General features: G+C 41.8%; 9 protein-coding genes and 2 pseudogenes. All 11 read right to left on the reverse strand.

Going from position 1 to position 24,029, the window contains the following annotated elements; genetic code table 11:
- Positions 1 to 115: 115 nt before the first annotated feature.
- The 11 genes and pseudogenes from RMY64_RS11520 to RMY64_RS11570 all read right to left on the reverse strand — a co-directional run bounded on the left by RMY64_RS11520 (position 116) and on the right by RMY64_RS11570 (position 23,148).
- On the reverse strand, positions 116 to 1,339 hold the full coding sequence (locus RMY64_RS11520) for an HlyD family efflux transporter periplasmic adaptor subunit (RefSeq protein ID WP_322700121.1): 1,224 nt from the start codon (positions 1,337 to 1,339) through the stop codon (positions 116 to 118).
- A gap of 556 nt (positions 1,340 to 1,895) precedes the next feature.
- Entirely contained in the window at positions 1,896 to 2,084 is a 189-nt protein-coding gene (locus tag RMY64_RS11525; protein WP_322700129.1) for an ISAs1 family transposase, read from the reverse strand.
- On the reverse strand, positions 2,048 to 2,356 hold the full coding sequence (locus tag RMY64_RS11530; RefSeq protein ID WP_322700122.1) for a hypothetical protein: 309 nt from the start codon (positions 2,354 to 2,356) through the stop codon (positions 2,048 to 2,050). The genes RMY64_RS11525 and RMY64_RS11530 overlap by 37 nt, the downstream gene beginning before the upstream one ends.
- Positions 2,332 to 2,889, reverse strand: a complete 558-nt coding sequence (locus RMY64_RS11535) for an ISAs1 family transposase (protein ID WP_322700123.1) — start codon at positions 2,887 to 2,889, stop codon at positions 2,332 to 2,334. The genes RMY64_RS11530 and RMY64_RS11535 overlap by 25 nt, the downstream gene beginning before the upstream one ends.
- Positions 2,890 to 2,998: 109 nt before the next feature.
- On the reverse strand, positions 2,999 to 12,094 hold the full coding sequence (locus RMY64_RS11540) for a non-ribosomal peptide synthetase (RefSeq protein ID WP_322700124.1): 9,096 nt from the start codon (positions 12,092 to 12,094) through the stop codon (positions 2,999 to 3,001).
- 364 nt (positions 12,095 to 12,458) lie between these two features.
- Positions 12,459 to 13,355: a chlorinating enzyme gene (locus tag RMY64_RS11545; protein ID WP_322700125.1), complete on the reverse strand. Its 897-nt coding sequence runs from the start codon at positions 13,353 to 13,355 to the stop codon at positions 12,459 to 12,461.
- A 91-nt stretch (positions 13,356 to 13,446) separates the two neighbouring features.
- Complete coding sequence (locus RMY64_RS11550) at positions 13,447 to 19,869, reverse strand: non-ribosomal peptide synthetase (RefSeq protein ID WP_322700126.1); 6,423 nt, start codon at positions 19,867 to 19,869, stop codon at positions 13,447 to 13,449.
- Between the two features lie 54 nt (positions 19,870 to 19,923).
- Positions 19,924 to 20,454: an aspartyl/asparaginyl beta-hydroxylase domain-containing protein gene (locus tag RMY64_RS11555; protein ID WP_322700127.1), complete on the reverse strand. Its 531-nt coding sequence runs from the start codon at positions 20,452 to 20,454 to the stop codon at positions 19,924 to 19,926.
- Between the two features lie 332 nt (positions 20,455 to 20,786).
- Positions 20,787 to 21,045 (reverse strand): annotated as a pseudogene (locus RMY64_RS11560) (IS4 family transposase); the annotation flags it as partial.
- A gap of 6 nt (positions 21,046 to 21,051) precedes the next feature.
- A pseudogene (locus RMY64_RS11565) lies at positions 21,052 to 21,696 on the reverse strand (DUF1822 family protein); the annotation flags it as partial.
- A 21-nt stretch (positions 21,697 to 21,717) separates the two neighbouring features.
- On the reverse strand, positions 21,718 to 23,148 hold the full coding sequence (locus RMY64_RS11570) for a hypothetical protein (protein ID WP_322700128.1): 1,431 nt from the start codon (positions 23,146 to 23,148) through the stop codon (positions 21,718 to 21,720).
- Positions 23,149 to 24,029 lie beyond the last annotated feature (881 nt).

The raw sequence follows: 24,029 nt of genomic DNA on the forward strand, positions 1-24,029 counted from the left end.
ATTCACTCAATTTTGGATTTGAAATTTTTTCTGCAATCTAAAAGCTAAAATCCCAAATTGGCACAGTCAAAAAATCCGCAAATAAATTAGATATTTGAATGCAAACCAACTTTATTTATTCTGAGGGAGGTATTTGTTCTTGGACTTTGGCTGCATTGTTATTTGTGGCAATATCAAGCTTGACGCGAACTTGCATATTAGTTAGTGCAGCGACCTTAGAACTATCTTTGGGAGTGATGCGAACTTTAACAGCAATTACCCGTGCATTTTGATCGGTTGTGGGACTACCAGTGTCATTACCGCTGGCACTGCTGCCAGCATCTTGAAGAGTTTGCTTGCCAATTTGCAAACCAATCTGTTCGACAACGCCCTGAATCTCGCCTGTAAAACCGCCATATTCGCTGGATATCACAGCTTGTTGTCCCATACGAACTTTGTTAATATCAGTTTCATAAATCTCGGCGATCGCATACATCTGGTTAGTTTGGGCAAGTTCCACAATGCCTTGACTGGTATTAACTTGCTCTCCAATACGCGTATTTATTTTCAAAATTTGTCCTGCTACAGGTACTCGTACCTTCGCATCTTCTAAATCCGCCTTTCTCTGGTTAACGGCAATCTTAGCTTTATCCAGTTGCGCCTGGGCAATTTCTATATCCACTGGACGCACTTCCTGCAATTCTGCTAGTCTTGCTCGTTCTTGGGTTATTTCTGATTGCAGGGTTTTTTCAGTTTGCTCTAAATCAGCTTTGCGTTCAGCTAAAGTTGCTTGGGTCGTTGCTAACTCGCGTTGTGCTACATCTCGGTCAGCACGAGAAATGGCACCTTTACTTTCCAACGCTTGTCGTCGTTGATAGGTGAGTTGAGCATCGCGGAGAGTCGCTTTCGTGCTGGCGATCGCTGCTTTTTTCTGCTTAATTTCACCTACCCGTTGGGCTTTTGAGCTGGCGATCGCCGCCCTTTGCATTGCCAGTTGTGCCTTTTTGGCATCTCCCTGCTGTATTTTAGCAAGTTCTGCCTGTTTTAGCCGCACATCTGTCTGTGCATCAGATAAATCTGCTTCTTTACGCTCAATACCTTGTAGAATTGCAATCACCTGATTGGCATTTACAAAGTCGCCTTCTTTAACTAGAATTTTGTTGACGCGGCTATCTTGGGCATTTGGTACTGAGAGTTTAATAACTTCGCCTTCTGGTTCAATTCGCCCCAAGGCTACAACAGATGTTACTGGTGCAGGTTCTACAGAAGTCTCTTGGGTATGATTTGGCTTCTGAATATCACAAGCAGTACACACACTGATTGAACATAGAATAAGTGTTAATAGCTGAAATTTTCTCATAAGTGTAATTCAACTCCTGCCTGAAAAATCGCGGCATTTATGGGACTATTTTTAGTTAATTTATAAACTGCGATCACTGATAATTTCATCAGGTGTTTTCTAGTAATTTATTCTATAAATAATGTATTGAATAAACCAGGGTAAGCGCATCTCAAATAGCACTGTCCGAAATATAGATGTAGGCAAAAAAAAAGGTAGAACGCAGATTTGAGCGTCTACCTTGCGTTTGTGCCTCAAGATAACTGCACTTCTAGATTTAGAGTCCAACAATAATTACTAATTCGTAATTCGTAATTAAACCGATAGTGCAGCCAGCGTTCGGGAGTTGTGAGAAATTCGCGCATTAGCAATTATGAATTATAAATTGTGGCGTTGCATAGTTGCGGGATGATTTAGTAACTTCCAAAATTCCCCCCCTGCCTCCCCCAGGGCTGTTTCATTCCACAAGGGTAAGGAGTTTGTCAATGTCATGAGAGAGAAATCTTTGGGCAATTGTGATGGAAGCATAACCATTTCGACGGAGTATATTAAGAGCGATGCCTACGGCGGGCTACGCCTACGCTCGCATAATTGAGAGATTTGCAGGAGCCTTGCCCATACGTATAGTTGAATTATCTTCATTCAAAACTACATCTTTAACCCAATGGAGGCGATTTTCGATACCCCAATGCCCGCGAATACCATGAGCAAATTCTTTCGCGGTACTAACTATACTACTGATATAACAGACAACAAAGAGCGATATGCTTTACCCGTGCGGGTTCCGACTCTTTCAACCCGGATTAAAGACTTAATACCCGTCCACTGGGAATTGATCAAAGTCAAATCATCAAAAACTTCGACAGTACGTGTTGTAAACCGATTTCTAGTTTTTTCAGTTTCGATATGACGACTGACTGGCTTTCTGAGTGCAGCAATGCGTTTAATATGACGATGTAATGTTGGTTGGTTATCTTTAACAGCGATCGCATAGTCGTTGCCACTACTTATAATTAGCTTGCAAGTTTTTTTTGACAATGTAACGAATCAAAGCTAAATACCGCGCCTTTTATATCCAATGTTGTAATTAAATTTTGTACGATTACAATTTCACTTTTTTTCTTATTGTCAAATTTATCCATACCTAAAACTAGCCCTTGTTTACTAGTAAATACGGATACAATACTGACAAAATTTTGACTAAATGAATCGTAGTCTTGAACTGTACCTTTAATGCTTTTACCATCGATGCTGCACCATTGTGACACCTCTAAATCAACGTATTGGCTAGCCCACTGATTAAATATTGCAGCAAGTTTATCGAAATCTACTCCCATCGTTACACGTCGTATAGTTGAGTAAGAAGGAACACCATGTTTTTGGATTCCAAATGTCTCTATCAATACCCGACGATGCCGTTTGACGAAATCTCCCCATGCACGATACCCAACATCTCCATTCATAGTGCCCATTATTACAAACAGTAATACCAACCACAGTGGATGTCTTCGACCATCTAAAGTTCTAAAATCTTCCACTTGCCGCAATTGCTCAATCAGATTCGCACCCATGATTTTTATCCCCTCAACACTTGCAATTTTACCTGTTTTAGGGAATGAAACAGCCCTGCTGCCTCCCCTGCTTCCCCCAATTTATCCCACTGTTCTGCAACGCCCTTTTTTATACTTCCAAATCTGCTAACAGAGAATCGAGTTGGTCTTCTGTCATCTCAACCATACGAAAGTCACTAGCAGTATAGAATAATTCCTCAGAAACGGTATTATCTTTTAAATAAGTGCGGAGGTTGTGCAGATAGCTTTCTGCAAGGCGGCGTATAGTTTCAGGGTGATGAATATTCTTGCTGTATGTCCAGTCAACATACATACATTCGCTTTGAATGCGAGCGTTAACAGCTAAAAGGTGGGGACGTTCTTGTTTACCAAACATTCCCGAACCTGTGGGAGCATTGCTGAGGTTGAAAAGATTGTTACTATTTTGCTGGCTATCAATTTGCCCCAGATAGTTAAAACTAATCTGCGCTTTGTTAGTATTTGCTAATGTTTCGCCGATAGCTTTCTCCTGACTGAGATAACGTAGCAAGCCAAAGCTTTGTCCGTGATGGGGAATAGCTCGCATTTGTCTTTTCATTTCCTTGAGCATGTTTTCCCGGTTAGGATTCTCGCTGGGTTTCTTGAGAAGAACGGGGTAGAGCGAGGTAAACCAACCTACGGTTCTTGATAAATCAAGCCCGCTTGCAAGTATCTCTCGTCCGTGCCCTTCCAAATCAATCAGCACATGGGGTGAACCGTTCCATTGACTCAGGGTATCGAGCAGTGCGGTTAGGAGTATTTCTTGTACACTGGCGTGATAAATTGCGGTTGCTTCTTTCAGTAGAGCCTGGGTTTCAGCTGCTGTTATTTGGGTAGATTCCGCAGTTAAGCTGTCTACGGTGTTACTACCAAAGTCATCGACAGGCAATGAGGTGCTGGGACTTGAGAGTGTTTCTTGCCAAAATAAAACATCTTTGGCGATTTCTCTTGAATTTGCCAGGGTTTCCAGAGATGTTGCCCACTGCCTGTAAGAGGAGGTTTTTCCAGGTAAGGAAATAGGTTTGCCTATTACAGCTTGTTGGTAAGCTAGGGTTAAGTCTTCAATCAGGATGCGCCAAGAGACTCCATCAAATACAAGGTGATGGCCAAACAGAAACACGACATTGCCATACTCTTCTAGATTTTTAGCATAGAGAACTCTAAGTAGAGGAGGACTTTCTAAATTCAAATTTCTCTGTTCTTCTTCGACAACAACTTGCAGAACATCTTGTTGGCAAGAAGGCAGATGGCTGCTAAAATCTTCGATGCGTAATGGAGGTTTCGTCGCAGAGCCGAAGTAAGATTGTTCCCAGACGCTCTGATTTTTGCGGAAATGCGATCGCAAAATATCGTGATGGGCAACCACAGCTCTCAAAGCAACCCCAAGGGCATCGATGTTCAGAGGTTCGCTGGCACTCAAGGCTACTGCTTGGTTCCAGTGGTACGGGTGGGGCAAGTTTTGTTCAAAGAACCAACGCTGAATCGGGGCAAGGGGAATGCTAGCGGTTAACGGCTCGACATTTTCAACTTGCTGGCGTAAGGGTTTGGCAACAGCGGCCAGTCTTCTCAGGGTTTGGGTTTCAAAAATATCTCTGGGGTTAATGTCCAATCCAGCTTTACGGGCGCCGGAGGTGACTCGCAAACTAACGATCGAGTCTCCCCCCAAATGGAAGAAATTATCATCGGGATTGACGGTTTCTAGCCCCAACACTTCTATCCAGACTTGGGCTAATATCTCCTCTGTTTGAGTTTTTGGTATGGTTGGGGTTGTTGGTATTTCCGGTGCGGGAAGGGCTTGGCGATCAATTTTGCCGTTGGGGGTGAGGGGCCATTGTGTGACTAACACCACGGCACTGGGAATCATATAAGCTGGTAAAACCTCTGTCAAATAATCCTGTAATTCGTTGGTAGTAGGTGGGTTTTCCTTGGGTGTCAGAGCGTAGGCTACTATGCGGTTGCATCCTGGCATATCTTGGCGCAGCACCACCACTGCACTCTCTACCGTGGCGTATCTGGTTAAAGCAGCTTCAATTTCCCCTAATTCAATCCGATAACCGTTAAATTTTACTTGAGCATCTTGCCGACCCTTAAACCGGATGTTTCCTTGCAAGTCGTAAACGCCGCGATCGCCTGTTTTGTAAAGTCTAGCTCCCGGTGTTTTGGCAAAGGGATGAGGAATAAAAGCTTCTGCTGTTAAGCTGGGGCGATGTAAGTAGCCTCGTGCTAAACTGATTCCCCCAATATAGATTTCCCCAGTTACACCCAAAGGCACCGGTTCTAAAAAGGAGTCCAAGAGGTAAATTTCGACATTAGCGATCGCTTTGCCAATGCTGGGTTCACCGAGTAAATGGGAGCAATTCATCAAGCTGGCGCAGACTGTTGCTTCTGTCGGGCCGTAGGCGTTAAAACAGGCACGTTTCTCTCCACCCCAGCGGCAAAGTAAATCCCCAGAAGCTGCTTCCCCAGCCACAATCATGGTTTGCAATTGCGGTAAATTTGCAGGTTCAATGGCGCCTAGTAGCGACGGGGGAAGGGTAACATGAGTAATTTGCCAATTGGTTAATGCTTGCCAAAGAGCAGGACTAGGAGAACGATTTGCCTTTTCTTGCAGATATAGAGTTGCGCCGCTACCCAAAGCCATAAAAATCTCAGAAATTGCAGCATCAAAATTTAGAGAAGCAAATTGGTAAACGCGACTCTCGGCTGTGACACCAAAACTTGCAGTTTGATTGCGTACCAGATTTTGAATACCTGCATGAGATACTAAAACGCCTTTCGGTTTACCTGTGGAACCAGAGGTGTAAATAATGTAGGCAAGATTTTCTGGTCTAACTTTTAAATTAGGACGGTTAGTGTCATCAGGTATTGATAATTTCTCTTCATCTCCAATAATTATCACTTTAATATCGGCTGGAAATAATCCTGGCGGCGGGGCTTCTTTTGCGAGAATCAGACGAGTTTGGCTATCTTCCACAATGAATTGCAGCCGCGTTTCGGGATAGCTGCGATCAAGGGGAAGAAATGCCGCCCCTGCTTTCAACACGGCCAGTAGGGCAATAATAAAGTCTAGGTCAGGGTGAAAATATAAACCTACAATTGATTCATAGCCAATGCCTGTTGATATTAAGGTGGCGGCTAATTGATTGGTACGTTTTTCTAATTCGCCATAAGAAATTGCATCATCACCACAAACTAGCGCCACAGCATTAGGGTGTAAATCTGCCCAGTTTTCAAACAACTGATGAGCTGTGCGAAAATCTCCCCAAGCAATAGCATTAGCATTCCCTTCATCGATCGTACAATCGCGCTCTTGTGCTGATAAAGCCTGGATTTTTCCCAACAAAAAATCCGGGTGTTCAGCCAGATTGATTATAATATTTCGCAGGTGTGACAGCAGAGTTTTCGCGGCTGTTGCAGACAGGAATTTTGTTTGATAATTCAGTTTTAATCGCAGTCCCCTATCTGGAACTACACCTACTGTTAAGGGGTAATTAGTTCGTTCATAAAACTGGATATCATCAACTCGAAAATACTCTCCCTGCTCTTTTAAACTTTGGTCAACGGGGTAATTTTCAAAGACTAAAATACTCTCAAATAACGATTCTCCCGCCGCCAGTGAAATTTCCTTTTGGATATCTGTCAGTTTGCTATATTCATATTCTCGCATCCGCACATGATGCTGTTGAATCTTTTCTAGCCAGGAGGCGACAGTTAGCGAAGGTTCTAAGGCAACACGCATGGGGAGGGTGTTGATAAACAACCCAACCATCTTCTCCACTCCTGTAATTTCCGGGGGTCGCCCGGAAACAGTTACACCAAAAAGCACGTCTTGTCCCGCGCCATATTTTTGCAAAAGCAGCGCCCAAGCGCCTTGAGTCAGAGTATTGAGTGTCAAGTGGCAGTTTTGCGCCATCTGCTGCAACGTGGTAAATTCTTTGTCACTCAAACGTAGTTCAGCTTCTTGATTATCAGGCAAATTTTGGAGAACTTCAGTATCCTCTAGTTCCCAGGATATCGGAGTCGGACTTGCTAAATCTGCGAATTGTTCTCGCCAAAATTGCTTAGATGAGTGATTATCTTGCGATGCCAGCCATTGAATATAGTTGCGGTAAGGTGGAATTGAAGTTAAAGAGTGGGCAACACCCTGGAGTTTCGATTTGTAAACCTCAAGCACCTCTTTAAAAATGAGTGGAATCGACCAGCCGTCAAGGAGTATATGGTGATGACTCCAAACCCATTGCCAGCTAACATCATCCATCTGGATGATTGTAAAACGCATCAGAGGTGGTTTATCCAGTTGAAATCCATTCTTTCTATCTCCTGCAAGATGTTGTTTGAATTGATATTCTTGCTCTGCGGTGGAGAAATTGCGCCAATCTTGTTGCTGGATGGGGAATTTGACAGAAGTGCTGACAACTTGTACGGGGGTATCTTGGTTTTCCCAAACAAATGCAGTGCGGAGAATCGGGTGTCGATCTACAACAACTTGCCAAGCATGAGCAAAAGCACCGATATCTAAACCACCTGTGATTTTACCAGTTACTTGCTCAAAATACACACCATCTTCTAGAGAGTATAGGGTGTGAAATAGCATCCCTTCTTGCAACGGGGAAAGTGGATAAATATCTTCCAAGTTTGGGAAATTGACTTGCAAAAAATCCAAAAAAGATTGATTTATCGGAACTAAGGGAAAATCTGAAGGTGTGAATGTACAAACATTTGGCTGGTTGCAATGTGTAAGTATTTGCAGCAAGTTTTCCTGAAAATTATCAGCCCATTGAGAAACTGTTTCTTCTTGATGTAAATTAGCGCTGTACAACCAATCAACCTGCAAATCTCCGTCAACAATGATGCTGAGAACCTCAATCAATTGAGGACGCAACCCTTCTGGGTCGTGTGAAAGTCCAGAATCTTCATTTAGCAAGCGAAATAATTTGTTTTGTCCGCTGTCTCGCACTTGACCGAGATAGTTAAAGCTGATTTCCGGGGTACAGTTAAGAGTAATTGGTTCGGATTGTAGGTATTTTAAAAGACTATAACCAATACCGCGTTGGGGAACAGAACGAATTTTCTCTTTAGCGCCTTTAATAAAAAAGCCCTCATCGGCACTTGATGATAAGTCAAGACGCAAAGGATAAAGTGTTGTAAACCAACCAAGAGTATTAGTGATATCTAAATCTGGCGATATTTCTTCCCTTCCATGCCCTTCCATCAGAATTTGGATGGTGTGACCTTTGGTTATATTGCTGATAGTTTTACTAACGGCAGCTAGCAGCAATTCTTGAGGTTGGGTGCGGTAAGCTTTGTTTGCTTTGGTAAGTAGAGCGTTTGTTTGAGCTTTAGTTAATTTCCGCGAGATAGTTCTTACAGAAGACTCGAAGTTTTGCGCTTCAGCTTGGGGAAAATCAAGAGGTAATCGAGCGGTTTCATCTTTGAGAACATTCAGCCAAAACTGTTTTTCCTTTTGAATAGCTGAAGATTTGGCAAAAGATTGTAGAAACTCACTCCAATTTTTGAAAGATGTTGTCTGATTTTCTAAAATAGGAGATTTATCTTGAATAATTGCAGCAATTACCGCTGCTAAATCTTGTGTAAGAATCCGCCAAGAAATCCCATCAACAATCAAATGATGCACAACAATTAAAAGTCTTGGTGGAGATTCTTCTCCCAGATTTAACCATGCTACACGAGCTAGAGGCCCGTTACGTAAATCAAGCGATCGCTGCAAGCGAGAAACCTCATCGTTGTAGTCCAACACTTGCTCCACGACTTCAAAAGTAAAAGCTGCTTCGTCTTCAGTATAAAATTGCCGCCAAATTCCTTCTTCCTTTTGAAAACGCAATCTAAATATATCGTGATGGGCTGCAATCACTCTCAACGCTGCCGCAATTATCTCTGGTTTCAGAGATTTGCTTACTTCCAACAACAAAGTTTGATTCCAATGATTAGGATTTGGTACTTCGAGTTCAAAAAACCATTTTTGAATCGGACTTAGAGGCGCTTCACCAAAAGCTTTTTCTTGACTACTTGCTTGCGAATGCAGCGTTTTTGCTTGTTGAGCAAGTAGTTTGACTGTCTGTTGTTGGAAGATGTCTTTTGGCGTTAATTCCCAACCTTGACGGCGCAGTTCAGTAACTACTTTCAAAGCCAAAATCGAATCACCGCCAAGCTCAAAAAAATTATCTTCTACACCAACAAGATTAATTTCTAAAACTTGCTCCCAAACCTGACAAATTATCTTTTCAGCGGGTGTTTCCCCAGGCGCGATCGCGCGTCTGGCGCTATGATGATTCCAATCAGGTGCAGGTAATGCTTTGCGGTTAATCTTACCTTGAGCAGTAAGAGGCATAGCATCTAGGAATATAAACGCCGCCGGAATCATATAGTCGGGTAAACGCTCTTTCAAAACAGCACGCAATTGACTTTGATCTAGCAGCTGGCTACGAACAACAATATAAGCAACCAAACGCTTATCTTCGGCGTTTTCCGAGTGGGTTACAACCACCGCTTCTGCAACTTCCGGTAGTCCAGCTAAGGCGGCTTCAATTTCACCAAGCTCAATACGGAAACCACGTACTTTCACCTGTTCGTCCCCGCGTCCGAGATACTCCAAATCCCCATTGGGTAAACGTCGGGCGATATCCCCCGTACAATATAACCTAGCTCCCGGTTTTTTGCTGTAGGGGTCAGGTATAAATCTTTGCACAGTTAATTTTGCTCGGTTGAGATATCCTCTAGATACACCCATCCCACCAACATAAATTTCCCCTGGAACGCCAATCGGTGTCGGTTCCAATCCCTCATCCAGGACGTAGAGCGATAAATCTGGGATAGGTTCACCAATGACACTACCGCGATTTTGTTCGATATCCTTCAAGGAAATGGGGCGGTAAGTTACATGGACGGTAGTTTCAGTGATCCCGTACATATTAATTAGACGCGGGCTTTCGTCGCCGTAACGCTCAATCCAAGGGCGCAAGCTTTGTAATTCTAAAGCTTCGCCACCGAAAATCACCGCCCGCAAATTGAGTTTATCCTCAATTTCCCTGTCAGCGCGAATCAACGAGCGGAAAGCAGAAGGAGTTTGATTGAGAATAGTTACACCCTCGCTCAACAGTAAAGCCCGAAAAGTCTCAGGAGAACGACTTTCCAAGTAAGGAACCACCACTAATTTTCCACCATAAACCAAAGCGCCCCAAATTTCCCATACAGAAAAATCGAAAGCGTAGGAGTGGAACAGCGTCCAGACATCGTTTTCGTTAAATTCAAACCAAGGTTCTGTACTCCGCATGAGTCGAGTGACGTTGCCGTGAGTAACAACACAACCTTTCGGTTTTCCGGTAGAGCCACTAGTATAAATAATATAAGCTGCTTGATCAGGAAATATGCGTTCGCATACTTCCATCTCTTCATTTAGTGAAAACTCAATCTTGTCAACAACCACCACTTCTGCCTTCGTTGGGGGAACAGCTGAAAGCAAAGCTTCTTCCGCCAGCAACAGAGCAATATTGCTGTCTTCTACAATATCAATAATTCGCTCGGCTGGATAAGCAGGGTCAAGGGGTACATAAGTTCCGCCTGCCTTTAAGACAGCGAGTAGGGAGACGATTAACTCCTCGTTACGCTCCTGGTAAATACCTACTCGTACTTCGCAACAAACACCTTTGCGACGCAGAAAACTTGCCAACCTGTCAGAGCGTTGGTCTAATTCTCGATAAGTTAATGTTTTTCCTGAGGCTGTGACGGCGATTCTGTTGGGATAGGTGGCGACACTCTTGGCAAACAACTCAACTAAATTTGTTTCTTCGGAGTTGATGGAGTTGGATGCATCACTCAACTCTAAAAGTTCCTGACGTTCTCTTGGGGTTAACAAAGAAAGGGAATTAATGCAGACATCAGGATTACTGACAACGGCAGCAAGCAATTGCTGATAATGTTTTAATATTTGACGTGCCGTCTCTTCTTTAAAAAGGTCGGTATTGTATTCTAGCGTTAGCAGCCAACCTGCGGTGGAAGCTTCCAGAATGAGAGTAAGGTCAAATTTTGCTCCGCCATTTTCCAGATGTATAGGATTGACCTTGAGTCCCGGTAAGCGAATTTCACCCAAAGGTGCATTTTGCAGCACAAATAAAGTTTGAAAAATTGGCGAACGACTAGGGTCACGTTTTGCTGATAATTTCTCCACCAGGGTTTCAAAAGGCACATCCTGATTGGCGTAAGCATCAAGACAAGTTCGGGAAATTCGCCTTAAGAACTCGCGGAAAGAAGGTTTTTCAGAGAGGTCAGCACGTAGGGCAAGAGTGTTGACAAAATAACCAATGAGGTTATCTAGTTCGCTTTGTCGGCGATTAGCGATCGCGCTGCCAACGATAATATCAGTTTGATTGGAATAACGATACAGTAAGACTTGATAAACAGCCAATGCTGCCATGAAAAAAGTAGCACCTTCTTGCTTTGCTAATTCTTCTAGAGAATTAGTAAGTGCTAAAGGTAGATGTTCGCGCACCATCGCCCCATTATAAGTTTGTTGCATCGGGCGCGAGTAATCTAAAGGTAAATCAATAGCTGGAGGTAAATCGGCAAGGTCTTTTTCCCAGTTAGCGAGTTGTTTTTTTATTCCATCTTCTTGCAGCCAATTTTCTTGCCATTCAGCATAATCACCGTATTGAATTGGTAACTCCGGTAAACATATTTCTTCTTCTTGAAGGTATGCAGTGTAAAGTTGGGTAAGTTCCTGAACAAAAACCCCTAAAGACCAACCATCGCTAACAATATGATGCATATTTACAAACAAAATATGCTCTTGTGGTTGAATTTTGTACAATATGGCTCGAATTAGGGGACCTGTCACCAAGTCAAAAGGTTTGCGAGACTCTGCGGCTAATTTTTCTTTAATAACTTCTTCTATATTTCCTACAGAAGATTCAATAACGCTCTGTTCTAAATGAAATACCATTTCGCCATGAACTAATTGCATTGGTTCGCCATTTTCTGTGGCAAATGTTGTCCGCAAAATTTCATGGCGATTAATTATTATTTGAAAAACTTTCTCTATAATCTGCTGGTTGATCTCGCCAGAAAATCGCAATCCAATAGGGATATTGTAAGCAATATTTCCAGGCTGAATTATCTCTTGATACCAAAGTCTTTTTTGAGGGCGAGAAAGAGGAAAAACGTAGACTTCCATAATTTTAATGAATTATTTTATAATTGAGAATTGCTAGAGACGCGATTAATCGCGTCTCTATTTTTCCTTCAGAGGATGTTTGAAAAAAATTGTTATAGCAATCCTATTTGAGTTGTGAAAATTATCGAACCGCCAAGCCACCTTCGCGAAGCGTCTCGTTCGTTGAAAGCGTCTCGTAAAGAAGAGAAGAGCGCCAAGAGAAGAATGAAAGAAGTTTACGGATGATTTAGGATTGCTATAGTAACATCAAAACCTTAGAAACCTAATCCCCCTAATGCTACAGTTATAGATATCCCTAATGGATAGCATACAGGCAGAGAGGTTTTTAGTATACTTTACAACTTTCCAAACAACCTCTGATCAATTACATTGGTGCTGGAAACTTCACGCCTAAATTGTTTTCAGTTCTAAACCGATTGTGGTTGTATTTGTTAACTCCAGAGACTAAGACACACCCATAGTTTGATAAGTCGAAATGTCCACCGTGTTCGATGAAATCAGTTTGGTTGGGATAGACCTTCACATGTGTAGGGACATATCTTGAGTTCATGCCAAATCTGGTTGAGCGTTTGGTTGTATTTGGATATGAACCATGCATACAACGGGCTGTGAAAATAACTGCTTCTCCAGGTTTCATTTCCATCGCAAAAGCTTTGGATTCATCTGGTTCCCAATTTGGATCGACTTTAAATTCTGAATAGTTATATCCAAAAAAGGTTGATTCTGATGCGATTGGGTCATATATTTCATTTCGACCTGTTTTGGGAGTTTTAGACTCATCAAAGTACCATTCTTTGTGGGAACCAGGCATAAATTTTAGACAACCATTTTCTTTGGTAGCGTCAGTCAGGGCAATCCAAACAGTCAGTTCCATAGGAGTATTTTCATCTTGCTCGGTGGGTACAAGTTGGTCGTTTCCTGTGGTGTATTTAAAAGTTTCAACCTGATGCCACTCTGTACCTTTGCTGCCTGGGTATTTAGGGAAAAACTCTGTACGCCAACAAACAATATCTCGCCCAATAATCGCCTGTAGTCTTCGGACAATTTCTGGATGGGCAATGTGTTGACTCAGTGTCGATATATCGAAGTGCCTGTCATAGTTGACATGGTTATCATATAAAGCTTTACTTCTGTCTAAACTTTTGGCACGCACTTCTTTCAAAATTTCTTTTGCTTGCTCAGGCTCATATACTTTAAAAGCACCGAGGAACCCATTTTTTTCAAATAAGTCTACTTCTTGATCGATTTGGATAGTGTTCATTACATTCTGCATATTTTTGCACCTTTTTTGTTGAGTGGTGAGATTCCCAATTTATTCAATAAGTTGGGAATCTGGGAATATTTGGGTTTACCTACTTAGCAATTAGCGAACCATCATTACTCAAGTTCACAGTTCGTCTGTTGCGGCTGGCGCGGGGAATATTTGTGGTAGTCTCATCTGGTTGGGATGCAGTAATTAAACGTGCTAATGCTTCCGGGGTACCGTTGTAGAAAACCTCTGGTAAGGGAAGCTCGGTTTTATAAATTTCTCGCAAGCGAGTTACTAGTTGTGTAACGCTGATAGAATCTCCGCCAATATCAAAGAAGTCGTCCATGACTCCAACTCGTTCCAACCCCAATATGTCAGCCATGAACGAGCAGACATTTGCTTCTATGTTGTTCCGAGGTGCAACGTAAGGTTGGATAGCTCGCGTCCAATCAGGTGCAGGTAATGCTGCTGAGTCAACTTTACCGTGAACCGTCAAAGGAATACTGTTAATCGGTACAAGTGCTGCTGGCAGCATATAATCTGGCAGTCTGGCTTGGAGAAAATCGCGCAAAAATATTACCAAGTCTTCTTTTTCATCGGATACAAAATAACCAACAATGCGAGTATTTCCATCAAATTCTGTGCGGACGGTAGCAAATGCGGCTTTAACTTGTGAGTGACTGGCGAGAACTGTTTCAATTTCACCAAGCTCAATTCGGAAACCACGTATTTTCACTTGATGGTCTGAGCGTCCGAGATACTCTACCTCGCCATCAGGAAGACGACGTGCTAAATCTCCACTACGGTAAAGACGGCTACCGGGAGTCTTGGCGAAGACATCAGGAATAAATCGCTGTGCGCTCAGGCGAGGATGATGCAGATACCCCCGCGTTACTCCTGCACCGCCAACGTATAATTCTCCAGAAACTCCAACAGGAAGTGGCTCGAGATACTCATCTAGAATGTAAAGTTTGACATCTGGAATCGGTTGACCGATAACGCTACCTCGATTCAAGCTAATATCGGCTTGACTAATCGGACGATAAGTTACGTGTACGGTGGTTTCGGTGATACCGTACATATTCACCAATTGCGGTTTTTGATCGCCATAGCGATCGAACCACGGTTGCAGGCTTTGCAGTTCAAGGCTCTCTCCACCGAAAATTACGTAACGCAGAGCTAGTTGTTTTGGTTCTCCTTGATCTGCTTGTACTAGTTGTTTAAAGGCGGAGGGTGTTTGGTTCAAAACAGTAACTTTCTCAGATTGGATTAGCTGTAAAAAGTCCTGTGGTGAACGACTTGTCCAATAGGGAACAACTGCAACTCTACCGCCATAAAGCAGCGCACCCCAGATTTCCCACACTGAAAAATCGAAGGCGTAGGAATGGAACATAGTCCAAACATCCTCGCTGTTAAATTCAAACCACTCTTGCGTTGCTTTAAGCAAACGGATGACGTTGGCGTGAGTGACGATACATCCTTTCGGTGTGCCTGTGGAACCACTAGTATAAATTACATAGGCGGGATGGTCTGGTAATATTGTGACTGCAACTGGTTGTTGGCTGTATGAATCTAGTTCAGAAACGATATCTTCCAGAACAACTATTTCGGTTTGACAAGAGGAAACTTGAGAAAGAGCTTCTTTTTGAGTTAGAAGTATAGAAATTTTACTGTCACTTAAGAGAAAATCAATACGTTCAGAGGGATAACTGGGATCGATGGGAACATAGGCTCCGCCAGCTTTGAGAATGGCAAGGATGGATACCACCAATTCTTCAGAACGATTCAAACAAAGCCCGACTAAAGTTTCTGTGCCGACACCTTTACTTTGGAGGTAATGCGCTAGAGAATTTGATTTTGCTTCTAATTCGGCATAATTTAAAGTTACGTCCTGGAAGCTAAGGGCAGCTTTTTGTGAGTATTGGGCAGCAGCTTTGGTAAAGGCAGAAACAAGGCTTTCTTGGGATATATGACTTTCATTATCAACGTTTGCAGCCAAAAGCCAGTTTTTCTGTTCTTCATCTGACATTAAAGATTGACTGTGGAACGGCGCAAGGGGGTTGGTAGCCAGAGATGAAAGAGCAGTTTGATAATACTTGCCATATTGCTCAACCTGTGAGCTATCGAACTGGTTTGCGTCATATAGCAATTTCAATTCCAGCGAAGAACTACCAGGGATAAGGGAGAATTTGGCGACGAAGGGAAAGTCTAATTCTTCAGAGTGATATAAGTTAAGAAATTCAATTTGAGGTAAATCGAGAATGCCTTCGTAAATGTGGAAATGGTCGTAGTGGAAGCCTACCTCAAATAACGGACGTTTTTGAGTCAGGCGTTGCATTTCCAAAAGAGGAAATTGTCGATAAGGAATAATTTCATTTTCGGCACGAAATACAGCTTGTACTAAATCCAACCAACTACTAGGATGTAACTCCATCCCAAAAGGAATGGTATTGACGAACAAACCAAGTAAATTTTCACCGTCGTTAATTTCTGGACGAGCATTGGAAATATTGCCAGTAACAACATTATTTTGTCCGGTTAAGAAAGAAAGAACGCGCAGATGTGCTGCTAATAACGCTGTTTTTAGTGGAACTCCAACGCTTTTTGCCACTGCACGCAAATTATTCGTTACCTCGTCATCAATCGGAATTTCTAAGCGTTCAACTTTGTGTGCAGACTTGTCCTTACTGGCAACTTGTTTGATCCGTGGTAAGGTGCTGACTTCTAAACCATCCAACCGATTTTCCCAGAATTGACGCATCTCTTCTGAGGCGATCGCATTTTCTTCTTGGATGAGAAAGTCTTTGTAAGTGTTGCTAGATGGGGTTAGTTGTTCTGTTGGTAATCCTTCAAAATGTTCCAGATAACGCCGCAACAATTGTGTCATCAAGGTTGCTACACTCCAACCATCCACGATAACGTGGTGACAGCTGAAACTTAAACTCACCCGATCGTCAGAGAGACGGTGGATTGTCAGGCGGAATAAGGGAGTAAGCTGGACATCAAAGGGGCGGGCTTTTTCCGATTCAATCCATTCTTTAACCTTATAGTCAGCCTTTGCTCCTAAATTACGCAGATCGTAAACAGCTAAAGGTAATTCGATTTCCCGATGAACGATTTGCAGAGGTTGGCTGTATCCCGTCCAGTGGAAGGAAGTCCGTAACGTGGGATGGATGCGACAGATGTCAGCTAAGGCTTTTCTCCAAGCTTCTTCCAAATAAGGAAGGCGCAACTCAAAGCTGAATATTGCGTGGTAAATAGCTGAGTCGGGATGCAGTTCTTTGTGGTACAGAATTCCACTTTGTAAATTAGAAAGTGGATAAGCATCTTCTGCATCTTCTGGTAAACGCTTGCTGTCTTCTTGTGAGATCAGATTGAAAGCAGGGGAGTCAGTTGAAGCGGCAGGTGCAATTGATTCCTTCTCAGCAGCAAGTTGGCCAATAGTAGGAGTTTCGTAGATATTTCTCATCGCCAGAGAAATACCTTCTTTTCTGGCTGCTGCAACTATCTGCAAAGCCAGAATCGAATCACAGCCGATTTCAAATAAATTATCATCGATACCGACTCGTTCCAGTCCTAGTACTTCCGCGACAATGGTACAAAGTTTCTCCTCCCAGGCATCACCAGGAGCCACATATTGCTCTTCTACCCGCAACAAATTCCAGTCTGGCGATGGCAGAACTTTAGCGTTAATCTTACCGTGATCTGTGAGAGGAAAGGCATCTAAATTTATATATGCCGACGCAACCATGTAATCGGGAACTCTGCTTGCTAGGTGCTGGCGTAACTCATTCGCCGTGGGGTTGGGTTCCCCAGCAACATAATAAGCAACAAGACGTTTATCTTCTGATTCTTCATCCTCGTGGATGGTTACAAAGGCTTCACGTACTTGAGGATGGGATGTCAGGGCTGCCTGTATTTCACCTAACTCAATACGGAAACCTCGGATTTTCACTTGCTCATCTATCCGACAAAGATATTCAATGTCACCATTACTTAAACGACGCCCCAAGTCGCCACTGCGGTAAATTCTGCCATTGCCAAAAGGATTGGGCAGGAAACGTTCGCCAGTCAGGGCGGGGCGATTTAAGTATCCACTAGTAACCCCTGCACCAGCCACATAAATCTCCCCTGGCTCACCCTCTGCAACTAATTCAAGTTGTTCATTAAGCAAGTATATATTGAGGTTGGGAATCGTTTCACCAATTAAACTACCACTGTTCTCCGTTACATCACTGAGCAAAATTGGGCGGTAGGTAACATGGACGGTGGTTTCCGTAATCCCGTACATATTAACTAAACGTGGCAATTTGTCACCGTATCGCTCTAACCAGGGGAACAGGGTTTGCAGATTTAATGCTTCACCCCCAAAAATCACATACCGCAATGCCAGTTTGCTCACACTGGCTTCATCTGCGTGAATCAGTTGGTAGAAAGCAGAAGGCGTTTGGTTAAGTACAGTGACTTTTTCTGTCGCCAAAAAGTTACGGAAGGCTTCAGGAGAGCGACTTAACCAGAATGGAATAATAATTGCTTTCCCACCATAGAGCAACGCTCCCCACAATTCCCAGACGGAAAAATCGAAAGCAAAGGAGTGAAAAACAGTCCAGATATCTTCTTCATTGAAGCCATACCAAGATTCTGTAGAACCCATCAAGTGGATGACATTAGCATGGGTTACTACACAGCCTTTAGGAGTACCAGTAGAACCACTGGTATAGATGATATATGCAGGAATTGCTGAGTGAAGCGAGATTTGCAGAGGGGTATCCGGCTGCTTTGCCACTTCATCTGCGATCGACTCAAGGGTAAATGCTTTTACTTTCTCGTCAATCAATTGAGCCAGAATTGATTTTTCTGCTAGCAGTAAATAAATTCCGCTATCTTTCAGTATAAATTGCAGGCGAGAAGAAGGATATTTTGGGTCGAGAGGAACATAAATACCACCTGCTTTCAGTACGGCGAGGATAGCAATCACCATGTTTTCAGAACGCTCCAGACACAACCCCACTCGCGTTTCTGATTTTACTCCTGCACTTCGCAAATAATGAGCAAGACGGTTGGCGTGTGCATCTAGTTCTGCGTATGTCAGGGTAACATTTTCAAATTGTACCGCCTGACGGTGTGGGAAAGTTCTGGCAGTATTCTCAAATACTGAAACCAGGGTTTGCGATTCTTCTAATTTTTTCACGTTTAAAAGCTCGGTTTCTGGAATACTTCTTTCTGCAAAAGAGAGAATGGATTTGTCGAAATTCTCTAAAGGTGCATCAAAAAACTTTTGAAAGTGGGAAACCATCTCATCGATAGTTGCAGAATCTAAATAAGAAAGGTTGAAATCGAAATCGATTTTGACATCCTTTGTCTGATCAAACTCACGAACATAGATAATTAGCGGTAGTTTCTGTTCACCACTGTAGAGGGGAGTACAAGTTGTTTGAGTATTGCACCAAGTTTCGCTGTAGTCGTGTTTTTCGTAAGAGAGAATAATGTCATAAAGATACTCGTTACTAGAGCAATTTAAAGCCGGAATTCGCTTCATCTCTCCTATAGGGAAGCGTTGGTGGCGATAGTCTTGTCGTAATAAAGAGCGTACTTTGTCCATAAGCTCACATAAGGTTTCATCGCAATTAAACTCAACGCGAAACGGCAACATACTAACAAACAGCCCGATTGCTTCCTTGTACTCCTTTTCGTTGCGATTTAGAAGAGACACGCCAACAGTCAAATCAGTCTTGTCATAGCGTTCAGACAGATAAATCAGCAGTACAGAGATAATAAAATGAAACACGCTAGAGCGCATTTGTTGAGAAAATGCGTTAACTCGGTCGTATTTATCACGCGAGATATAGATTTCCCGACGAATTCCTTGAAGTTTCAACGGTGCAATTTCTGTGAAAATTCTTGGCGAAAACCCACCTAAACGCTGACCCCAATAATTACTATCGCTGACAAACAGTTTTGACTGAAGATATTCAGATTCCTTTTGGAGATAATTAATTAAATAAAAATCTTTTTTTACTTTTTTAGCTTTATTAAAAGTATTACTTTTTATTAGATTATAATTACTAATTACTTCTCTAAAAAAGATAGAAGTACCCCATCCATCAGTGATGGCATGATGATATTTCGCATAAATGATATGTTCTTCATTGCTGATCCGAATAATTTTTAAAGAAATTAGTAAAGAATTTTCTCCGAAACTAAAAGGCTTGCCGAAATCCTTTTTAATATATTGTTCTGTACGCTCTTGGCTATCTCCATAATTGGAAAAGTCAACTAACGGGAATTTTTCATCTTGGGGTGGCGCTATCGTTTGTAACGGCTTGCCCTCATATTCATAAATGCGAGTACGTAATGTGGGATTGTTATGGATTACCAGATTCAGACAAAACCTGCAACATTCGATATCCAAAGGGCCGAAAGTCTTTACAACTGCACCGATATTCCAGTGTGAACCTTCAGACCACATCATTTGGTCAATATAAAAATCACGCTGATTGGTAGATAATGGGAAATTTGTACTCATTTTGAAATAATCTCCTCTATTACTGCAATGCTACAAATCTAATTTGTCAAAAATTTACCCCACCTCCAACTTCCTCTTATGCTCTTTGTAAGGAGGCTGAGAAATAGGTTTTTCAAAGTCAAGTAGCAACACAATTCTGACGAGATTGCTTTTATTCCAAGCTTCATGCTCAAACGTATCGTCAAAAATCATGCACTTGCCTTCTGCCCAAGTTTTCGTTTGATTGCCAACTCTGATACCACAGCTATCAGGAACAAATAAACCTAAATGACAGCGAAGTACAGTTGATGAGTCTCCTACATGAGGAGCAATATAAGTTCCTGGTGCTAGCGAAGAGAAACCAGCTGTAGTAACTCCAGCAATAGACTCTACTAATTTTGTTGTTTCTGGACACAAACTACAGTTATAGTCTAATTTTTTGCCAAAAGAATATAAGCCAAATACCTCCCAGCCTTTTTTATACAAATACTTTTCCGGCCAGGGCATAAAATCTGCTTTTTGCAGCTGGGTTAATTCTTCTTTGATAACCAGCCAGTTGGATTCCAGATTTTTTGTAAATTTAAAGTCATTACTATCGTAAAACATTTGTTCTTCCCAATAAAGTTTTATATGAGAATATATATATTGTCGTAAATGCTCCTCTTGAAGCAGGCATTTTTATATAAATCTCTTCATCTACCAGCTTGCTCAATTACTTATAAGGATCAGTAAAATCAACTTATGCAGTTTTGTTTTATCCCAAGGCAAGAAGATAGTGCAGCAGGGAAGTGGAGTCAAAGAAGATATGATTTATTCAGACAGGGCGTAGGGTGTAGTGAGAATTTTGGCATTTTCACCATACCCTACACCCTAACATCAGTGATAGGTTAAGAAAACTGCGCGTTTGTCAAAGGGGGTAGAGTCAAAGGTGATAAATCCACCAGCTTTGGAACAGGCTTTCGGAGTGCTTTGACTACACCTAAAGTTGGATTTTGGGGTGGCTGCAAAATACTTGACTCGATCTGTAGCTTTGCCTTTATCATAGGCGACGCTAAAATTATACAAACTGCGATAAACCATCTCGAAATAAATCCGGTCAAAAGGTAGGGATAATTTATCAGCAACCGCGTCAACTAAGACAGCATAAAAGAGCCAAGTAGCCCATACTTGTAACTTCACACCATTAAGAGAACTAGAGACATCCTGTAACCATTGACTTAATTGAGTTCTAGTTTGATTGGGATATGTTTGTAAAGGCAGCGAAGTATTTGTTGCGGCTGAAGCAACAGGGAGAGATATAGCTGACGGTTGCAAAAAACGACAGTAGAATAACAAGTGATTTGGTTCTAGATCAAATAAAGAAAACGGTAACTGGTAACAACCGTCGGCTGAGAGTTGCAAATCGAATCTTTGAAGATAATTCATTAGTTGGTTGTAATCCAGAAACCCTCTACAAATCGCTTGTTCCTGCTCCTCTAACACCTCAAACAGTACATAAAAATCAGCCTTTGCTTGCTGTTGCTCAATCACATACGGAGAAATATTTACCACTTCATCAAGTAAATTTTCTGTAGCAATTACACAAATTTTAAATTCCCCAACACAGAGATGACCAACAGTATCAATTGCATTGATATTTAGATGAATTATTTGATCTAGTATTCGTTTGCTCAACCATTCTTTAAAGCTAAGTAGCGCCAGTATATTTAGATATGTTTGCCAACAGAGTGCTTCACTAGTTGCTTTGGCACTAATCTTTGTTGCCTGCTGAAAATGCTCTTGTTCCAGTTCTATGACTTCTGGCTGCAAAAGTCTAAAATCAGTGGAATTTATTGGAAAATAAACCATGACTTAACTCAATTTATATATTTAGGTATGTTGTTCCAAGTAAATACGAAGTTGCTGAGCATATGGACTGTTCATCTCTCGGTTCTTCCCCGCTTTGATTTCTTCTATAGCTCTTTGGAAAATTTCTTGATCGGCAAAAGCTTCAATTTGTTCGACCAGAATTTTAAGATAACCTGGTTCGGGGATAGTTTTGGTTAAGCCCATACTTCGACCTTTTTCTAATGTTCTGTCGAGCAGTTTTTGCACTGTCAGTTGCCGAACATTGTTGAGAATATCGCCAGGATTCAATATTCTCCTGGCTTGATCCCAACTGGTCATTTTTAATAAGGGCGCAATGTCTTTTAAAGATAATTTTTGACAATAATACAGTTGTAATCCAGGAATCAATTGTTGAGCAAAAATTTTATATTTTTTGCTTTTTTTCAATTGAGAAATGCGAACAAGTATTTCTTGTTTTATTGCTTGAACCAAAGCAACCTGAAGTTGCTGATGCAAGAATTCCAAAAAATCTTGCTGTTCTATATCTAATTCGTTGAGGAAATCACAAGGTAAATCTTGTCTAAGAAAATCGCTTCCAGTTTCGGGATCGTGGATCTCTAAAGGTTCTCTGTAATTCCAAATATCATACTGTCTTAGCTGGATTGCTATTTGTTTGAGTTCTTGAAATAACTTAGTGATGTCGTTAATAGCAACACCTTGTTCACTAGCGAGAGTTAGTATTTCTTGAAGTTGAGCAAAAGTAGGATCAGGACATTTTATGGCTCCTTTTTGTCGGTGCTGACGCCTGTCTCGACGATAGACTGCATGAAAAATTTCTACTAGGTGGCGATCTCGCACTGATAAGCATTTAATTTGTTTAGCTCTGGCTCGATTTAAAAGTGCCCAATCACTCAATTTCTGAAAACCAAATTCTGATAAAAAATCTTTGATTTCCGGATTTTGTTTAGTTTGAAAGTATGCCCAATTGTCTAAGCTCATGCTATTTGATGTGGGCTGAAATGTTCGCAAAACCTCAACACTAAAAAATTTGTAAGAGGTTGTCTGAAATTCCCCTTTGCGATCCAATTGGAGTTGAGTTTTGCGATCGCTATTAAGAACGATTGGAGTTTGACCATCATCGTTGAGAACGTAGGGCAGTAAATCCAGGTAGGAAAAAGATTTTTCCCCAGCGAACAAACTGTCAATTTTTTTGCAAGCTTTGAGGATAGGGTATGAGACAGCGCACCTCAGACAAAATCCCGCTTTCGCACTATTTGTAATATTGGCAGAATTTTTATTATGAAATAGTAATAATAAATCAACTTGAATGTCGCTACTTTCAGAAGTGAATGGACGATCGATCGGCTCAAATTGTTTGTGAAAAAAATCTTGTGCTTGAGGAACTAAATGGTAATCATATCCAGCTTTTTCACTGGCAGGATTAATTCGACAAATTTCCCAGTATTTTGACATAGTGCTGTTTTTCATCTTTCTTCACCAAATAATAAATTAGCCAATCGCACAACATCTTGAAAGGAGCCGGGCAAACGCTTGCTATTTCTGAAACTTTTGCTGTATAAGGATATTTATCAAAAAATAGCTTTAATCATCAATACTTTAGCCAATTTACGAGGCTTGGAAATAGGGTTTAGCTGAGTGAATACGACCTAAAGGGCGTTGTAGAACAGTGGGATGAATTGGGGCATTGTGAGCAAGCATAACTAACGACTTAAAGCCAAAGCCGAACTTACGGTTCTATATCACTCATTGGGATAACTCAAATCAGAATATGCAGTTTTTAAAATGATTATTGGTGTTTAGACTAAGAAATGACAAAATGACCCAGAGTGGAATGACACTAAGTTAAGCTGAAGGACATGCAGCATAAGGATTGCAGAGGAGCAGGGGGCAGGGGCGCAGAGGGGAATTTCTAAATATCCGTTCGTATGCTTAAAACTTCTTCTTTCTCCTCTGCTCCTCTGCACCCCTGTTGCCTCAACGATTGTCCCTTTTCTTAGTGCCATTCGGATTTGCTGTTATCTTAGTGCCATTCGTGCCATTCGTAAAAAGACCTACGAAGCCTGCTCCGACAATCACTGTAGGGCGAGAAGAATTCATTTTAGGAAGTGTTGGATAAACAGCAGCAAGCAATCATGCACGAGTAGCATTGGAATCAAAATGTACGCTAACAACTGATTCCTGTGATTAACAGGACTTACGCAACTGGCACAGCGCGATCGCTATTTTATAGTATTTATGTACTACACAAAATAAGTAACAATTATCTTTTATACGGCAAAAACTACGATTGTGCGATTCGTTGCTTAGTGAATCACGGTGCAAGTCCGTACATA

Source organism: Nostoc sp. DedQUE08 (assembly GCF_034530895.1).
GTDB lineage: Bacteria > Cyanobacteriota > Cyanobacteriia > Cyanobacteriales > Nostocaceae > Nostoc.

Excerpts from the sequence above, each read along its gene's own strand:
- RMY64_RS11545 (WP_322700125.1), bottom strand. The coding sequence starts at position 13,355 with ATGAACACTATCCAAATCGATCAAGAAGTAGACTTATTTGAAAAAAAT.
- RMY64_RS11570 (WP_322700128.1), bottom strand. The coding sequence starts at position 23,148 with ATGTCAAAATACTGGGAAATTTGTCGAATTAATCCTGCCAGTGAAAAA.
- RMY64_RS11535 (WP_322700123.1), bottom strand. The coding sequence starts at position 2,889 with ATGGGTGCGAATCTGATTGAGCAATTGCGGCAAGTGGAAGATTTTAGA.
- RMY64_RS11555 (WP_322700127.1), bottom strand. The coding sequence starts at position 20,454 with ATGTTTTACGATAGTAATGACTTTAAATTTACAAAAAATCTGGAATCC.
- RMY64_RS11540 (WP_322700124.1), bottom strand. The coding sequence starts at position 12,094 with ATGGAAGTCTACGTTTTTCCTCTTTCTCGCCCTCAAAAAAGACTTTGG.
- RMY64_RS11520 (WP_322700121.1), bottom strand. The coding sequence starts at position 1,339 with ATGAGAAAATTTCAGCTATTAACACTTATTCTATGTTCAATCAGTGTG.
- RMY64_RS11550 (WP_322700126.1), bottom strand. The coding sequence starts at position 19,869 with ATGAGTACAAATTTCCCATTATCTACCAATCAGCGTGATTTTTATATT.